This is a genomic window from Aestuariirhabdus sp. LZHN29, from assembly GCF_049985285.1.
In the GTDB taxonomy this organism is placed as follows: Bacteria; Pseudomonadota; Gammaproteobacteria; order Pseudomonadales; family Aestuariirhabdaceae; genus Aestuariirhabdus.
This window is the reverse complement of the sequence record NZ_JBNIEU010000001.1, coordinates 1172752-1189768: the sequence shown is the minus strand read 5'-3', so window position 1 is coordinate 1189768 and position 17017 is coordinate 1172752. Positions and strand designations below refer to the sequence as shown.

Here is a 17017-nt window from a genome sequence, read left to right as displayed (position 1 = left end):
CATGCATGCAATGATCGCCTGGTTTGCCCGCAACCATGTCGCCGCCAACCTGTTGTTGGTTAGTATTATCGGTGCCGGTTTCTATTCGATGAGCAACCGGGTACCGCTGGAGGTGTTCCCCAGTATTGACCTCGATATCGTCACCATCAATGTGCCCTATCGCGGAGCGACTCCCGCCGAGGCAGAAGAGAGTGTCACGGTGCGGATCGAGGAGGCCATTCACGATCTGGAGGGAATCGACAAGTTACGTTCGCGCTCGGTCGAGGGGCTATCGCAGGTTACGGTCGAGGTCGCCAGCGGCTTCGATTCCCGTGAACTGATGAACGACATCAAGAGCCGGGTCGACGCCCTCAGCACTCTGCCCGCCGACGCCGAGAACCCCGTGGTTGCCACCAGAAAACGCACGCGCGAAGTGATCAGCGTCGTGGCCTCGGGTACCCTCAGCGAAATGGAACTCCGTTTGCTGGGTGAGCGGGTACGGGACGACCTGATCCGCTTACCCGGCATCTCCCAGGTTGAGCTGGATGGAGTGCGTCCCTACGAGATCTCAATCGAGGTCAACGAGCGCACCCTCAAGGAGTTTGGCTTGACCCTGGAGCAGGTCTCCCAACGACTCAGCGACAGTTCACTGGACCTTTCGGCGGGCAATATACGCACGAGTAGCGGCGAGGTGCTGGTGCGCACCAAGGGGCAAGCCTATACCCAACGGGAGTTCGAGGAGATTGTGATTCTCACCCGCAGCGACGGTACCCTATTGCGCCTAAGCGATATCGCCCAGGTGCGCGACGGCTTTGACGAAGACCTGATCGTCACCTCGTTCAATGGCAAACCTGCGGTCGTGATCGAGGTTTACCGCATTGGCGACCAAAGTGCGATTCAGGTCGCCGATGCCGTCAAGCAATACATCAATGAAACCTCACCCACCCTGCCCGAAGGGGTCGAACTCGGTTACTGGCGGGACCGCTCAAAGATCGTCAAGGCGCGCCTCAAGACCCTCTCCGACAGTGCCCTGCAGGGCGGTATCCTGGTCATTCTTCTGCTCAGCTTGTTCTTGCGGCCGGCGCTGGCTTTCTGGGTTTTTATTGGCATTCCGGTCTCTTTTCTCGGTGCCTTTATCGTCATGCCCTTTTTCGGGGTGACGCTGAACATCATTAGTCTGTTCGCCTTTATCCTGGTACTGGGCATCGTGGTGGATGACGCCATCGTCACCGGGGAGAACGTTTACACTCATTTGCAGCGCTCGGAAAATCCACTTCACGCGGCGATCGAGGGCACTCAGGAGGTGTCCATTCCGGTTACCTTCGGCATCCTCACAACAGTCGCGGCGTTCACCCCCCTGCTGATGATCGGAGGGCCACGTGGGGCTATCTTCGCGCAGATCCCGATGATCGTTATTCCGGTGCTACTGTTCTCACTGATCGAATCCAAGTTTGTACTGCCCGCCCACCTCAAGAACCTCAAACCGCCATCAGCACGGGAAGGGCGCTTCTCTCGCCTGCAAACCGGCATCGCCAAGGGGCTTGAAAATGGCATCCGCCGCTTCTACTCCCCCATATTGGAAAAGGCCCTCTCCCAACGCTATCTGTCGCTAGCCCTTATCTGCGGATTTACGGCCATCGTACTGGCAATGGTATTCAGCGGCTGGACGCGTTTTATCTATTTCCCCAAGGTGCAGAGTGAGACCGCCCGCGCTTCCCTTACCATGCCCGCGGGCACGCCGTTCGAGATCACCGACCGCCATATACTCAGAATGTCATTGGCGGCGCGGGAGCTACAGCAACAATATATCGACCCCGTTACCGGCGAGAGTGTCATTACCCAAGTCCTGTCAACCACCGGGTCCTCGGGCGGTGGTGGTAGCGGTCAGTCCAATATCGGCCGCGTGATGTTTGAGATTACCGCCCCCGAACATCGTACCCTCGATGTGACCAGCTCGCAGCTGGTGAACCAGTGGCGCAAGAAGATCGGCCCCATCGCCGGCATGGAGAGCCTTACCCTTCGCGCCGAAATTGGCCGCAGCAGTGACCCGATAGACGTGCAGCTCTACGGTAACGATTTTACCGAGCTTCGTGCAGTATCAGAAAAACTGCGCCAGCACCTGACCGGCTTTCCCGACCTGTTCGATATCCAGGACAGTCTCTCCAACGGCAAGGAGGAGTTGCAACTCGCCATAAAGCCCCAGGCAGAGCTGTTGGGGCTGACATTGAACGACCTGGCACGGCAGGTACGTGCGGCCTTTTTCGGGTTCGAGATTCAACGCATCCAGCGGGGGCGCGAAGATGTGCGGGTGATGGTTCGCTTCCCCGCCAGCCAACGGGAATCCCTCGATAGCTTGCAGAGCATGTTTATTCGCACCCCCCAGGGGGCGGAGGTTCCTTTTTCCGAAGTCGCACAGATTTCACCCGGCCGCAGTCCCACCGCGATCCACCGTCTCAACCGCGAACGAGTGGTCAATGTCACCGCCGACGCGAACAAGGAAACCGCCGATATCGAGGCGATCAAGCGGGATTTAAACCGTTTTATGAGCGAGATCAAACCGCTCCACGCCGGAATCGACTACAGCCTCGAGGGGGAAGCGCGGGAGCAGGCGGACTCGTTTAGCAAGCTGGGTTGGGGGCTGCTGGGGGTACTCTTCGTGATCTACGCGCTGCTGGCGATCCCCTTCCGCTCTTACTTGCAACCGGTAATCGTTATGTCGGTCATCCCCTTCGGCGTGGTGGGGGCTATCCTGGGACACTGGATCATGGACATGAGCCTCACCATCATGAGCCTGATGGGAATGCTGGCGCTGACCGGTGTCGTCATTAACGATTCCCTGGTACTGGTGGACTACACCAACCAACAGCGGCGCAAAGGCCTCAGCGTGGCGCAAGCGGTGCGCAGCGCCGGGGTGGCTCGCTTCCGGCCAGTGCTGCTGACCTCCCTTACCACCTTCTTCGGGCTTATGCCGCTAATCTTCGAGAAAAGCACCCAGGCCCAATTCCTGATCCCGATGGCGGTTTCACTGGGCTTCGGGATACTGTTCGCCACCCTGATCACGCTGCTGATTGTCCCGGTCAACTACCTGATCCTTGAGGATCTGCGCGGCCAAAAGGAGGAGGATACGTCCGCTTTCGCCCACTCGAGCTAGCCCGAAGAGTTCGGCCCGGACCCTGCGCCCAATACAAGACAAAAAAACAAGAGTAGTTATCGCTTACGCTCAGCGTCCAGCTTGTCATCCAACGCTTTAAGCAGATCGATCGCTGAGAGCATACCCACCAGAGCCTCGGTTTTGTCCAATACCGGTACCGCACCTACTCGCTGCTCCAGCAGCAGCTTGACCGCTTTGCTGAGTGAGTCGTAGGTGTGCAGGCAAAATACATTGCGCACCATGATATCGCTCACATCGAGATCGTTATTAAGGTCGTAGATATGGGTAATATCGCGATCCTCATCAACCCAGTTGGGGCGGCGCAGTTCTCGATCGCTGACGATGCCCACCAGCTTGTTGCTCTCATCCACCACCGGCAAGTGCCGCACCCCTTCATCGCGCATGGTAAAAAAGGCTTCACGAACCCCAAGATCCGTCTTGACGGTTATCACTTTGGCGGTCATATATTCAGAAACTTTGGTCGGCACGGTTACTCCTTCCTTCGGTGGTGGCGTTATCGGGGCACCATCATCGCCACTTTAATCTGCAGGTTCAAGCCCCCACCCGTTTGCTAACCAATATTTCAATATCCTCCTGATCCATAGCAACGGGCCTCCACGGTAGTCCTCCTGAGTCTGTTATTTAGAGGTCATCTACTCTATAGTTTTTGAGAAGGAGGGGTGGCTGGGAGCTAACCCCATGTTGTTTGGCCAGGACGGCTGTTCAGCTCACGCAAGCGACCCTATGACCCGACACCACTACGCCACATCCCTGTTACTACTCGCCGCCCTGTCCACCCTGCCGCTGGTGGCAGAGGCTAATATTGCCGCTATTGCCGAGCGCATCAAACCCTACGGCACCCTCTGCCTTAAAGGCGATCCTTGCGAGACCGAGTCCGCCGCGCCGGTCGCTGCTGCGGTCGAGAGCAAGCGTCATCCCTACTCAAAAAGCAGCTCGATCGCCGAGCGACTGCGTCCCTACGGTCGCCTGTGCCTGAAGGGTGAACCCTGCGACCCGGCCTCTGCGGCACCCAAGCCGGAACACGTGGAAGTCAAGGAGGAAGCTGTTGCGGGAGAGCCGGTGGTCACGGTTACCGTCACAGTCACCACCGAACCGGCATCGTCCCCCAAAGCCAAGCCACAGCCGGCTCCGGCAGCAAAACCCAAGCCCAAGCCCAAGGGCGCTTTCAAGATATCCAAAGCCGAGCGCAGCAAGGGTCAGGAGATTGTGTCCAACAACTGCTTCGGCTGCCATGATACGGGCATTATGGGTGCTCCCCGCATCGGCCAGAGAGGGGATTGGGCACCCCGAGCCAAAAAAGGCGTCGAGGGGTTGCTGGCACAAGCCAAAAAAGGCTTCGATGGTCGCATGCCCCCACGAGGTATGTGCAACGACTGCAGCGACAATGAGCTGCGATCGGCGATCAAATTTATGCTCAGCGAGTCCCTATAGCGGGTCGCAGGGCAGTCGCAACCGCACTGCCCAACTTTGGGTTGAGTCGGGTGATGCTGCGGGTCGATCGCCGTTACGCGCCACTCCCCCCGGGTCGGTACGGCATGGGCTGCGGCTAATAGCCCCGCCAGACCAAAAAGTCCTTTGTCGGTTAAGATCCCCGGCTATTCTCGCCACGGGCATATCGCGCCTACGAGGAGCTATTGGGTGTGCGTTTACGCAATCGGCATGCCCATGAAGCGCGCCACTGCCCCCCTCTACTTCGCGGCTATGGCCGCCCCTCCTGGGAGCCTTTCATAGAATCAGGTACGGGCTCTCACAGGTCGGTTTTTTTCATCCCGATCTGCTATCCTCAACGGCTCAATTTACTCGCAATGGACATCATGCAATGCCAATTGAACAGCTTTTGAGTTTCGTTTTTAGTTTCTGGATTGGACTCGCTGTACTGATCGTTATTCTGGTCAAGTCCTCGGTTAAGTTCGTCCCCCAGAACCGGGCTTTTGTGGTCGAGCGCTTCGGCAAGTACAACAAGACGATGGTGGCAGGCCTCAACGTGCTGGTTCCGTTTATCGATAAGGTGACCTATGACCAGTCACTCAAAGAGCACGCCTATGATGTGCCCAGCCAGGCAGCCATTACCAAGGACAACATCTCGTTGGTCGTCGACGGTGTCCTGTACTTGAAACTGCTCGACCCCTACAAGGCATCCTATGGTGTTGATAACTATGTATATGCTGTCTCGCAGCTTGCCCAAACCACCATGCGTAGCGAGATCGGTAAAATCGACCTGGACAAAACCTTCGAAGAGCGGGAGAGCCTGAACACCAATATCGTCAATGCGATCAACACCGCATCCGAGCCATGGGGCATCCAGGTGATGCGCTATGAAATCAAGGATATTGAACCACCCCGCACCATTCTTGATGCGATGGAACGCCAGATGAAGGCTGAGCGTGAGAAGCGCGCCACGATCCTCGAGTCTGAAGGCCACCGACAATCAGCTATCAACGTCGCTGAGGGCGCTAAAGAGGCTCAGGTTCTGGCCGCTGAAGCGGATAAGGCCGAGCAGATCTTACGCGCAGAGGGTGAGGCCAAGGCGATCATCGCGGTCGCCGATGCCCAGGCGAAAGCGCTTGATACCGTCGGTCAGGTTGCGAACACCGACGAGGGTCAAAAGGCGATTCAACTTAACCTGGCCGACAAAGCGATCGATGCCAAACACGCCATTGCCAAGGATTCGACCGTCGTTTTGTTGCCCGACAGCAACTCCGGCGCCGCCAGCGTAGTAGCCGAAGCCATGACCATCATCAAAACCTTAAATGCTGAAAAAACCTCAGCCTAGCTAGCAGGAGAACCGGATAATGGTCGATTATATCGCCAATCACCAGTTTGAATTTTGGTTAGCTCTCGGTTTCGTCCTACTCGCTATCGAAGTTTTTCTGGGCTTTACCAGCGGTATTTTTTTGTTCGCGGGTTTAGGCGCACTGGCTGCCGGCACCTTAATGGCTGTGGGGATCTTGCCCGAAACCTGGATCGCAGGGGTGGCGGGCACTGGTATCAGTTCGGGGGTTATCACCGCATTATTATGGCGACCACTAAAAAAATTACAGGGCGAGCAGCCGGCTGAAAAAGACAACAGCAGTGACTTTGTCGGCCACGAGTTCGTTGTCGATAGCGATATCAGCCTCACCCAACCGGGCTCTACGCTCTATTCAGGGCTCACCTGGAAAGTGGAGATCGACCGTAATACCGGCCTCGAGGCCATCAGCGCAGGACAGCTGGTGTCAGTAACCTCGGTGGAGGTGGGCTTATTCAAGGTCAAACCATCGGCCTGATATTTTGATGCAGGGCACCGTCCATGCCCTGCATCAATCCACTCCCTCAGATAATTCTCATGAGGCCTGTACTCGCGGGTACCGGCTTTGCCGCGGCCGCCTCTTGATTTCGAGATAGAACAGCGGCCCCGCTCCTTCTCACCCCCCCCTCTCCCACTAGCTACACCCATGAGACCGAATTTCTCCACGGCTAACTCACAGCTATTATACTTAGCCCCTACCGATGGGTTTCTGGCTCGGCAACCATCAACATTGGATGGCTGTCCGTTAGAGCGATCTCCGGTTGTCGACTCAATGAGAGGCCATATAGCTATGAACAATGTGCGGGATCTTATTCGAACCTGGGAAGCCAAGGCCAGCAAGGCATGCCGGGTGAAGGAGGTTAAGGTAAAACTAACCAACCACGACTATGCCAAATTGTGTGCGTTGGCTGAGATCTATGGGTGCCAGACACAGGAGCAGATTCTCGGTGACCTTGTGGCTACCGTATTAAAAGAGGTTGAGGAGGCACTACCCTATATTCCCGGCAAGAAAATTATTGCCCGTGATGATCAGGGGGACCCCATTTACGAAGATGTGGGGCTTACACCGCGATTTGAAGCATTAACTCAAAAACACGCGCAACTACCCGACAAGTAACCGCGTTCACGCTTCCAAAGACTGGTGTCAGCGCAGCGGACAATGGCCAACCTCACTCAAGACCACTTGCAGAAGCAGACGCTTTTACATGGAGACCTGTCGATGAGTTTCACGGCGAATGATCCCCTAGAGTGCCGGGAATCCGTCGACATCACAATCTAGCAACGAACCCTTAGCCGCCCCATGCCCCCTTGTGGGCTAGTGTGTACAGGCTGCGAGCAATCGGGATCTAGTCCCCGCTATCGGGGTTCACGATCACGCAACAACTCATTTTGCTGCTGCACCAACGCCTTCAATTCATCCACCTGCATCGACAGGGTTTCGATGGAGGGTCGCCCCCCGGCCAGCGCCTCCTCGTCGCGCTCCTTCTGATGTTCATCCTCAAGGGTGTTCACGACGATACCGATCACCATATTGAGGAAGGCGAAGGCGGTAAGGAAAATAAAGCTCAGGTAGTAAAACCAGCTAAAGGGATAGACCTCCATGGTTTCGTACATCACATCGGTCCAGTCCTCGAAGGTCATCACCCGAAACAGTGTCAACATCGCGATCGAGATATCTTCCCACAGGTAGGGGTTGATCCGGGCGAACAGTGTCGACCCGATAGCGGCGTAGATATAAAAGATGATAAACATCAGCAGGATCACGTAGCCCAGCTGCGGCAAGGCTCGCATCAATGAGTTGAGCAGCAGGCGCAACTCGGGGATGATCGACACCATCCGTAGCACCCTGAATACCCGCACCAAGCGCCCGACCAGCGCCATATCGCTGTTATCGATCGGTATCAGGCTGACCACCACGATCAGGGTGTCGAAGATATTCCAGGGCTGTTTAAAGAAGTTCTTTTTGTGCTCCTCGCCGATAAAACGAATCGTGATTTCGGCCAGGAATATCGCGGTAATGCCGTGGTCCATCCACCCGATGAGCCGCAACAGGCTGGGGTTAACATCGTAAGTCTTGGCCCCCACCACCAGCGCCGAAAAGATGATCACCCCGATCACAAAGAGCTCAAAGGCCTTGTTACTTCGAATGCGGAGAAAAGTCTTTTGCAGAGTCTGAGTATTCATAGCGGTGCCTATGGGTCAAAGTCCGGTTCATGCCCCTAACCCATAAGGGAGGAGTCGTGGTAAATTAGCGCGCAACAGATTACCGCAAATCGAGGTGAAAGGTGAGCGCCGAGTACAACAAGAATTTTCCCGTCTCCTGGGAAGAGTTACACCGTGACGGCCGTGCGCTGGCATGGAAACTACTGGATATGGGCCCCTGGAAAGGCCTGATCGCCATCACCCGAGGGGGGCTGGTGCCCGCGGCTATCGTTGCTCGCGAACTGAACATCCGCCTTATCGATACCATCTGCATTAGCAGCTACGAAGGCGAGCGCCAAGGCGAACTGCAGCTTCTCAAAGGGGTTGAGGCTGATGGCGAAGGCTGGCTGCTCATCGATGACCTGGTCGATACCGGCAATACCGCCAAGATGGTGCGCGAGCTGCTGCCCAAGGCGCATTTTGCCACGTTGTATGCGAAGCCGGCGGGTAAGCCCCTGGTGGATAGTTTTATCACCGAAGTCAGCCAGGAAACCTGGATCCGTTTCCCTTGGGATATGGAGCTGCGTGTTGCGACGCCATTGGTGGAGCTGAAAGACGACTAGCGACCCTGGCCCTGGGGGTTCCTCAACAGGGGCCGCGGGCCATTTGCCACCCGGCTTTTACCGCCCGGGTGGAGAGAGCAGCGCTGCTACAGTCGCATCTCGATGCCACGGGCATCCATGTAAGCCTTGGCTTCGGGCACGCTGTACTCACCGAAATGAAAGATGCTCGCGGCCAATACCGCATCGGCGCCACCTTTGGTGACACCATCTACCAGATGATCCAGATTTCCCACGCCACCCGAGGCGATCACCGGAATACTGAGGCGGTCGGTAATGGCGCGTGTCACGCCCAGATCATAGCCCTGCTTGACCCCATCCTGATCCATACTGGTTAGCAGAATCTCGCCGGCACCCAACGCCTCCATTTTTGCCGCCCACTCCACCGCATCGAGGCCGGTGGGTTTGCGACCACCGTGGGTAAAAATCTCCCAGCGACCCGGCTCACCCGGTTGGCTCACCATCTTGGCGTCGATCGCCACCACAATACACTGGGAGCCAAATCGCGCCGCCGCCTCGCCAACGAACTCAGGTGTAAACACCGCGGCGGTGTTGATCGCGACTTTATCCGCCCCGGCATTCAGCATGGTGCGAATATCCTCTATCTTGCGAATACCGCCGCCCACGGTGAGGGGAATAAAGACCTCACTGGCCATGCGCTCCACGGTATGCACGGTGGTGTCGCGCCCTTCGTGACTCGCGGTAATGTCGAGGAACGTGATCTCATCGGCGCCCTGTTCGTCGTAGCGCTTGGCGACCTCGACCGGATCACCGGCATCGCGGATATCGACAAACTGAACCCCTTTTACCACCCGTCCATTTTCGACATCGAGACAGGGAATAATGCGCTTGGCCAAACCCATGGTGCTACTCCTCGCTTACGCCTGATCGCAGTAACGCTGCGCTTCGGCCACATCCAACGTACCCTCATAGATGGCGCGGCCGGTGATGGCGCCAAGTATCCCCTGGGCAGCCACCGCCTTGAGAGCATGAATATCGTCCATGTTGGTGATACCACCGGAGGCGATAATCGGAATGTTCACGCTTTGCGCCAACTTCAACGTGGCCTCTACATTGACCCCCTGCATCATGCCGTCGCGGGCGATGTCGGTATACACAATCGATTCCACGCCGTCGGATTCGAACTTTCGCGCCAGTTCGACGACCGGCTGGTCGGAAACCTCGGCCCAACCATCGGTGGCGACCAAGCCATCCTTGGCGTCAAGACCAACAATAACCTTACCGGGAAACGCGCGGCACGCTTCACCAACAAAGGCCGGGTCTTTCACCGCCTTGGTGCCGATAATTACGTAGGACACTCCGGCTCGAACGTAAGATTCGATGGTTTCCAACGAACGAATGCCACCGCCGATCTGCACCGGCAGGCTGGGGTAGGCGCGAGCGATCTCCTGCACCACCTCGCCGTTGACAGGCTCGCCGGCGAAGGCTCCGTTAAGATCCACCAGGTGCAAGCGGCGACAACCTGCATCGACCCAGCGCTTGGCCGCATCGGCGGGGCGATCGGTGAACACGGTCGCGTCATCCATCAGGCCCTGGCGCAAACGTACACAAGCGCCGTCCTTAAGATCAATGGCGGGGATAATCAGCATGGTTCGATTCCTGAAAGTAGTTGCAATAGGGGTGCAATAAAGACTCACAAAACGAGTGAACGCCCGCGTAGTCAGGGACGCCAGTTAACAAAATTCTCGAGCAGTTTAAGCCCCACTCCGGCACTTTTTTCCGGGTGGAACTGGGTAGCAAACAGATGGCCATCGGCGACCATCACATCGCAATCGGCGCCGTAGTGGCAGTGACCCACCACCAGCTCTCGCTTCGCCGCACGCACATAGTAGCTGTGCACAAAATAGAAACGGGCGTTGTTATCGATGCCGTTACACAGTGGATGCTCTGCCAGCTGCTCGACCTGATTCCAGCCCATGTGCGGCACCTTAAGGCGCTCACCGTTAGCCTCTTTCAGGTCGCGCCCAAAATACTTCACCTCTCCCGGCAACAGGCCGATGCAGTCTATACCGTCGTTTTCTTCGCTGCGCTCAAAAAGCGCCTGCATGCCCACACAGATCGCCAGCACCGGTTTGTGTTTGACCACCTCGCGCACGATATCGTCGACCCCAAGACGGCGAATCTCCGCCATGCAATCACGAATCGCGCCGACACCCGGAAACAAAACCCGGTCGGCCGCAAGAATGGTGTCGGCATCGGGGGTAACCACCACGCGGGTGTTGGCATCACTCACATGCTCGAGCGCCTTGGCTGCCGAGTGCAGGTTGCCCATCCCATAATCAATTACTGCTATTGTCTTCATCGTTTAGCGGTCCACATACAGTCAGCGCACTACCAGCCCATCACCCGCAAGGTGATAGGGCATCACATCCATCCGGCTATAACGTGCCTTTGGTTGAGGGCATCACACCCGCCATGCGCGGGTCTGCCTCTACCGCCATGCGCAATGCACGGCCGAAGGCTTTGAACACCGTCTCGGCCTGGTGATGACTGTTGGTTCCACGCAGATTATCGATGTGCAGTGTCAGCAGGGCATGATTCACAAAACCCTGAAAAAACTCCTGAAACAGGTCAACGTCGAAGTTGCCGATACGGGCACGGGTAAAGGGGAGGTTGTAGACCAGCCCAGGACGACCGGAAAAATCGATAACGACCCGTGACAGGGCTTCATCCAGCGGCACATAGGCATGGCCGTAGCGGGTGATCCCCTTTTTATCCCCCAGGGCCTTGGAAAACGCCTGCCCGAGGGTAATACCTATATCCTCGACGGTGTGGTGATCATCGATTTCATTATCGCCCTTGGCGACCACCTCGATATCGATCATACCGTGACGCGCGATCTGGTCCATCATGTGATCAAGGAAAGGCACCCCGGTATCAAACTGGCTGTTACCGCTACCATCCAAATTAATGGACACGCGAATCTGGGTTTCCAGGGTATTACGCTCAACGCTGGCAACGCGGCCGCTCATGATATCTCTCACTCCATGGACTGGGGCACGACTCGATGCTGTGCCCAATTGATCAAGGGCTCGAATTATAAGGCTTTACGGGCGCCGGTGCTACGGCGCCAGCGCGTTCGAACCTGCCCCCTGTTCCTCAGGGTGCACGCTGGGTACACTGGCGTCTACCAATAGGTATTCGAGCACCAGGTCGTCGGGAGGCAGATTAGGAATGGAACGGGTAGAGCTGGCGATTATCGGCGGGGGGGTTGTGGGCCTTGCCGCAGCCCGCGCTATGGCTCAGGCAGGCCGGGAAACCTTTATTCTAGAGCAGCACCAGCAGATCGGTTTCGAGACCAGTAGCCGCAATAGCGAAGTGATTCATGCCGGTATCTATTACCCCACGGGCTCGCTGAAGGCCCAGCTCTGTGTCCGCGGAAAAACTCTGCTCTACGACTACTGTGCCCAACAGCAGATACCACACCAGCGCTGTGGCAAGTTAATCGTCGCGTGCGAAGCGGATGAAGAGCCGCAGCTGGCCGAGATCGAACAGCGGGCACGGGCCAATGGCGTGGCCGACCTTAAGCGGCTCGATGCCAGCGCCATCCATGCACTCGAGCCCGAGCTTAACGCCTGCAGCGCGCTTTGGTCCCCCTCCACCGGCATCGTCGACAGTCACGCCTTGATGCAAAGCTGCCAGTTTGACGCCGAACGCCAGGGTGCCATGCTGCTACTGGACACCCAGGTGGTATCACTGGCCCGGGATGGAAGCGACTTTATCATCGGAGCCATTACCGCCGGAGAGGAGTATGAGTTCGCCTGCTCCCAACTGGTGAACTGCGGCGGACTGCACGCCCAGGCCCTGGCCTCCATGCTAGAGGGCTACGACCTCAACCTGATTCCGCCACTGCACTACTGTAAAGGGCATTACTTCTCTCTCAGCGGCGCACGTCCCTTTAGTCATTTGATCTACCCGGTACCGGAACGCAATACCACCGGCCTCGGTGTGCACGCCACCCTCACCCTCGACGGGCAGGTGCGCTTCGGCCCCGACACCCTCTACATCGACAGCATCGACTACGGGGTGCCCGCAGATCTGGCCGACAGCTACTACAGGACCATTCGTCGCTATTATCCGGCGCTGGCCGATGGTAGCCTGCAGGCCGATTATGCGGGTATTCGCCCCAAACTGCAGGGACCCGACGATCCCTTCACCGATTTTTGCCTGCAAGGTACTGACGTCCATGGTATCCCCGGACTGGTACACGCCTTCGGTATCGAGAGCCCCGGTCTTACGGCCTCACTGGCGATCGCCGAGCAGATTGCGGCTATGCTCAAGACCCACTAACACGACACGCATATAGATACGCCCAAACCAAGGAGCCCCGTTGATGAAAGCCCTGTTAAAAGTTGGCCTGATCACCCTGTTACTGGTGATCGCGTTGCTCATCGCCGCGCTGGTGATTATTCCGCTGCTGGTCAACCCCAACGACTACAAACCCCAGTTGCACCAACTGGTGCGCGAACAGAGCGGACTGGAGCTGGTGATCGATGGTGATATTGGCCTCTCCATCTTCCCAACGCTGGGCTTTGAGCTGGAGAAGGTAGCGCTTACTAACCGCGGGCAACCGCTGGCGCAGCTTGAGCGCGCACGGGCGGCGCTCAAGCTGCTGCCTCTGCTCAGTGGCCAGGTGGAGATGCAGGCTCTGGAACTGGCAGGGCTCGACCTCAAACTGGTTAAAAATGCCAGGGGCGAGGCCAACTGGGAGGTCCGCACCCCAGAACGCGAAGGCTCCGCTGCCCCGGCGACGGCCAGCGCCCCGGACACCCAACCCGCGTCGAACCATACCGCAGACAGCGCTAGCAAGCCGATCCGCCTCAGCATCGCCGAGATTCGTATTCAGGATATATCGGTGCATTATCTCGACCAGCAGCAGGGTAGCGAATACCGCCTTGAGCAGATGAGTCTGCTCACCGGTGCGATCGAACCCGGTAAACCCTTCCCGCTAAAGCTTGCAGCTACCCTCAACAGCCATGCCCCCCGGTTGGAACTGCAAACTCGTCTTACCGCCGAGGCAAACGTCGACCTTGCCAGCCAGCGTTACGAGCTCCACAACCTGGATCTGCAAAGCCAACTCAGCGGCGACGCCACCACAGACAAAACTGTACCGTTGAGCCTGAAGGGGAATATTACGGCAGATCTTGCCGGGCAACGGGTTCAGCTCGACAACCTCGTGCTGGAGCTTGCCAGCCTCCGCGCTACCACCCAACTCAACGTCACCTCCATGAGCCCGCTAACCTACGCGGGAAACATCGACCTGCCAGCGTTCGATCTCAATGCGCTGCTCAACGCCCTCGGCCAACCTGCCATCGACACCCAACACCCGGACGCACTCAAGGCCATTGCGTTGAAATCCGGGCTCAAGGGTGACGACAACGCGATCGCCCTGGACCCTATCAGCCTCGGCCTCGACGGCAGCCGTTTCAATGGACGCATTGCGCTCGACGACATCGCCAACCAATCCCTGCGCTTCGCCCTCAAGGGTGATCGTTTCAGCGTCGATGATTACCTGCCCCCAAAAAGCGAGCAATCATCAACAGCGGAGGAGGCCCCCACCACCCCGGGCTCGGCAGTACCCGCAGCCAACGACCAGCAAGCCGCCAGCAAGCCCTGGGACGACTCCCCCCTATTACCCGTTGATGCACTAAAGACCCTGGATGTAATCGGTGAGCTGGCATTGGCGGAGCTGATCTCCAGCGGCGTAACCCTGAGCGATGCCAGCCTCAAACTGAGCGCACAAAACGGCCTACTAAAACTGGAACAGCTTAAAGGACGCGCTTTCGACGGCCTGTTCAGCAAAAGTGCTACCCTCGATCTCAACAAAACGCCGATCCATCTCAGCGCCACTGTAGAGATGAACGGGGTGGACGTCAGCGAAGTGCTAAAAGTAGCAAGCCCGGGCGATCCGGCGGCCCGTGGACGGGCCGCCATCAGCACCCGGATCACCGCCCGAGGCAACAGCCAGCTCAAGCTGGTTAACAGCCTCAACGGCACCACCCGCTTCAGCATCGAAGAGGGTGCATTACTGGGTACCGACCTCAACCGCCTGGTGTGCCGTGCGGTTGCCCGTGTGCGCAAGAAAACCCTTACCGACCCGGCGGGGCCAGAGGAGACCCCCTTCAAGCAATTGGGAGGCAGCCTCAACATCCGTAACGGTGTCGCCGCCAACGACGACCTTATCGCCTCGATGGACAACCTTAAACTGGCGGGCAAAGGGGCGATTAATCTGCCCGACAAAGCGCTCGACTACCGCCTCGGCCTGACCATTGTTGGCAACGGGGCCGAACAGGATGAGGCCTGCCAGATTAATGAGCAGTACGCCGATATCGTGTGGCCGGTACGCTGCAAAGGGCCCTTCGACAGCAGCAGGAGTCTGTGTGGTATCGATAACGAACGTATGAGTGCCGTGCTCACCGGGCTTGCCACCCGGGAGGTGCAAAAAAAGCTGAGCGACAAGATAGAGGAGAAATTCGGCACCGGCCTCAAGGGTCTATTCGACAAGTTCAAATGACGCTACCTCACTCAGCGTTCAGTCGCGCCGTGCTCGACTGGTTCGACCGCCATGGGCGCAAGAACCTGCCCTGGCAGCAGCAGATATCGAGCTACCGGGTATGGATCTCGGAGATCATGCTGCAACAGACCCAGGTGGCGACCGTAATCCCCTATTACGAGCGCTTTATGGCGCGCTTTCCCGACGTCGAGCGGCTTGCGGCGGCGGACGAAGACGAAGTGCTGCACCTATGGACGGGCCTCGGCTACTACGCTCGCGCCCGCAACCTGCATACCGCCGCCCAGCGTATCAGCGCGCTGGGCGTCTTCCCCCAGGGGGTCGATGCCCTCGAGCAACTCCCCGGGATCGGGCGCTCTACGGCTGGTGCCATCGCCACCATCGCCCAGGGTGAACGCGCGCCCATTTTGGATGGTAACGTTAAACGCGTACTGTGCCGCTTCGATGGGGTCGAGGGTTGGCCCGGGGCGAGCGCTACGGCAAAACGGCTGTGGCAACTCGCCGAGCAATACACCCCCACCGAGCGCGTGGCGGACTACACCCAAGCGATGATGGATCTGGGGGCCACGGTCTGCCGCCGCAGCAAGCCCCTCTGCAATGCCTGCCCCCTGCAGACAGAGTGCACCGCTCAACGCAGCGGTCGCCAGTCCGAGTTCCCGCAATCCAAAACGGCCAAAGCCAAACCCCTGCGCCACACCCGCATGCTGATACTGGTGAACGAACACGGAGAGGTGCTACTGGGCAAACGCCCGCCAACCGGTATCTGGGGGGGGTTATGGAGCCTGCCCGAACTGCCCCTCGATAGCGACCCGGTGAGCCACGCCGCCCAATACTGGCACCTTGATATTAACCCCACCAGTCGCTGGGATAGCTTTATACACACCTTCAGCCATTACCAACTGGAGATCACCCCATTGCACTCCCAGCTCAGGGGGCCGATTACGGCGATCATGGAAGAGGGACGCTGGCTCTGGTATAACATGCAGCGACCACAGGATCTAGGACTGGCAGCGCCGGTCAAGATGCTGCTGGAGAAGCTGGAAACCCGACTATAACCCTGATCCGTGACCGGCTGCCTCACTGCCTAACCAGGAGAACATCATGTCCCGCACCGTATTTTGCGCCAAGCTGAATAAAGAGGCCGACGGCCTCGTCGTTCCACCCTATCCCGGTGCCAAAGGTCAGTGGATCTACGAGAACATCTGCGAGGAGGCCTGGAAGGATTGGCAAGCCCACCAGACCCGGCTGATCAACGAAAAGCAGCTGAGTATGATGAACCCCGCCGACCGAAAGTTCCTGATGACGCAGATGGATAACTATTTCGCGGGCAAGGATTTCGAGGAGGCAGAAGGCTACGTTCCCGAGACGAAGGACTAAAGTCCACTGCACTGGTGGAGCGGATTTAGACCCATACAAACAAGCACCAAAAAAAGCGGTCGGAGCCCTTGACTCAACGCGGTCTGGACGGTTTAATAGCGCCCCGTTGCCCGGATAGCTCAGTCGGTAGAGCAGAGGATTGAAAATCCTCGTGTCGGTGGTTCGATTCCGCCTCCGGGCACCACATAACAATCCATTACCGTCTGGATGAACTCAAAGGCCCCGCACTGCGGGGCTTTTTTGTTTCTAAAATCAACCGACCGTGTCGGTGGTTCGACGGTTTACAGGTTCGGGCCTCCGGGCACCATATATAACCCTAGTACCGAAGGGGTTAACGAAAAGCCTGCTAGCAATAGCGGGCTTTTTTTGTTTCTAAAATCAACCGACCGTGTCGGTGGTTCGACGGT

16 protein-coding genes and 1 tRNA gene are annotated in these 17017 nt (G+C 57.7%); 11 read left to right on the top strand and 6 right to left on the bottom strand.

What is annotated here, in order from left to right:
• The first annotated feature begins 1 nt into the window (after position 1).
• Positions 2-3130, top strand: a complete 3129-nt coding sequence (locus ACP3PW_RS05735) for an efflux RND transporter permease subunit (protein WP_426415715.1) — start codon at positions 2-4, stop codon at positions 3128-3130.
• A gap of 56 nt (positions 3131-3186) precedes the next feature.
• Here the strand turns inward: ACP3PW_RS05735 and ACP3PW_RS05730 are convergent, their stop codons facing one another.
• On the bottom strand, positions 3187-3618 hold the full coding sequence (locus ACP3PW_RS05730) for a CBS domain-containing protein (RefSeq protein ID WP_426415714.1): 432 nt from the start codon (positions 3616-3618) through the stop codon (positions 3187-3189).
• A gap of 256 nt (positions 3619-3874) precedes the next feature.
• Between ACP3PW_RS05730 and ACP3PW_RS05725 the strand changes: the two genes are divergently transcribed.
• From ACP3PW_RS05725 to ACP3PW_RS05710, 4 genes are all read left to right on the top strand, one after another.
• Complete coding sequence (locus ACP3PW_RS05725) at positions 3875-4582, top strand: c-type cytochrome (RefSeq protein WP_426415713.1); 708 nt, start codon at positions 3875-3877, stop codon at positions 4580-4582.
• Positions 4583-4970: 388 nt separating this feature from the next.
• Positions 4971-5924, top strand: coding sequence for an SPFH domain-containing protein (locus ACP3PW_RS05720; RefSeq protein WP_426415712.1), 954 nt, complete (start codon positions 4971-4973; stop codon positions 5922-5924).
• Between the two features lie 19 nt (positions 5925-5943).
• Positions 5944-6417: an NfeD family protein gene (locus tag ACP3PW_RS05715; protein ID WP_426415711.1), complete on the top strand. Its 474-nt coding sequence runs from the start codon at positions 5944-5946 to the stop codon at positions 6415-6417.
• Positions 6418-6729: 312 nt separating this feature from the next.
• The gene (locus tag ACP3PW_RS05710) at positions 6730-7056 is read left to right on the top strand and encodes a type 1 pili tip component (RefSeq protein ID WP_426415710.1); all 327 of its coding nucleotides are present in this window, start codon (positions 6730-6732) and stop codon (positions 7054-7056) included.
• A 239-nt stretch (positions 7057-7295) separates the two neighbouring features.
• Here ACP3PW_RS05710 and ACP3PW_RS05705 read toward each other — a convergent pair whose 3' ends face one another.
• Positions 7296-8123, bottom strand: coding sequence for an ion transporter (locus ACP3PW_RS05705; protein WP_426415709.1), 828 nt, complete (start codon positions 8121-8123; stop codon positions 7296-7298).
• 101 nt (positions 8124-8224) lie between these two features.
• Between ACP3PW_RS05705 and gpt the strand changes: the two genes are divergently transcribed.
• Positions 8225-8704 (top strand): xanthine phosphoribosyltransferase, encoded by a 480-nt coding sequence (gene gpt / locus ACP3PW_RS05700; RefSeq protein ID WP_426415708.1) that lies wholly within the window; start codon positions 8225-8227, stop codon positions 8702-8704.
• An 86-nt stretch (positions 8705-8790) separates the two neighbouring features.
• Here gpt and hisF read toward each other — a convergent pair whose 3' ends face one another.
• The 4 genes from hisF to hisB all read right to left on the bottom strand — a co-directional run bounded on the left by hisF (position 8791) and on the right by hisB (position 11694).
• Complete coding sequence (gene hisF, locus ACP3PW_RS05695; protein ID WP_426415707.1) at positions 8791-9564, bottom strand: imidazole glycerol phosphate synthase subunit HisF; 774 nt, start codon at positions 9562-9564, stop codon at positions 8791-8793.
• Positions 9565-9579: 15 nt separating this feature from the next.
• Complete coding sequence (hisA, locus tag ACP3PW_RS05690) at positions 9580-10311, bottom strand: 1-(5-phosphoribosyl)-5-[(5-phosphoribosylamino)methylideneamino]imidazole-4-carboxamide isomerase (protein WP_426415706.1); 732 nt, start codon at positions 10309-10311, stop codon at positions 9580-9582.
• A 71-nt stretch (positions 10312-10382) separates the two neighbouring features.
• The gene (gene hisH, locus ACP3PW_RS05685; protein WP_426415705.1) at positions 10383-11024 is read right to left on the bottom strand and encodes an imidazole glycerol phosphate synthase subunit HisH; all 642 of its coding nucleotides are present in this window, start codon (positions 11022-11024) and stop codon (positions 10383-10385) included.
• 76 nt (positions 11025-11100) lie between these two features.
• On the bottom strand, positions 11101-11694 hold the full coding sequence (hisB, locus tag ACP3PW_RS05680) for an imidazoleglycerol-phosphate dehydratase HisB (protein ID WP_426415704.1): 594 nt from the start codon (positions 11692-11694) through the stop codon (positions 11101-11103).
• A gap of 202 nt (positions 11695-11896) precedes the next feature.
• On the opposite strand from hisB, the gene ACP3PW_RS05675 reads away from it, so the two are divergent.
• The 5 genes from ACP3PW_RS05675 (at position 11897) to ACP3PW_RS05655 (ending at position 16794) form a co-directional block, all read left to right on the top strand.
• Complete coding sequence (locus tag ACP3PW_RS05675) at positions 11897-13012, top strand: NAD(P)/FAD-dependent oxidoreductase (RefSeq protein WP_426415703.1); 1116 nt, start codon at positions 11897-11899, stop codon at positions 13010-13012.
• A 43-nt stretch (positions 13013-13055) separates the two neighbouring features.
• Positions 13056-15236, top strand: coding sequence for an AsmA family protein (locus ACP3PW_RS05670; RefSeq protein WP_426415702.1), 2181 nt, complete (start codon positions 13056-13058; stop codon positions 15234-15236).
• On the top strand, positions 15233-16288 hold the full coding sequence (mutY, locus tag ACP3PW_RS05665; RefSeq protein ID WP_426415701.1) for an A/G-specific adenine glycosylase: 1056 nt from the start codon (positions 15233-15235) through the stop codon (positions 16286-16288). The genes ACP3PW_RS05670 and mutY overlap by 4 nt, the downstream gene beginning before the upstream one ends.
• Before the next feature lie 46 nt (positions 16289-16334).
• Positions 16335-16610 carry an oxidative damage protection protein gene (locus ACP3PW_RS05660; protein ID WP_426415700.1) on the top strand — a complete coding sequence of 92 codons (276 nt, stop codon included), beginning with the start codon at positions 16335-16337 and terminating at the stop codon, positions 16608-16610.
• Between the two features lie 108 nt (positions 16611-16718).
• Positions 16719-16794, top strand: a tRNA-Phe gene (locus ACP3PW_RS05655).
• The last annotated feature ends 223 nt before the right edge of the window (positions 16795-17017 follow it).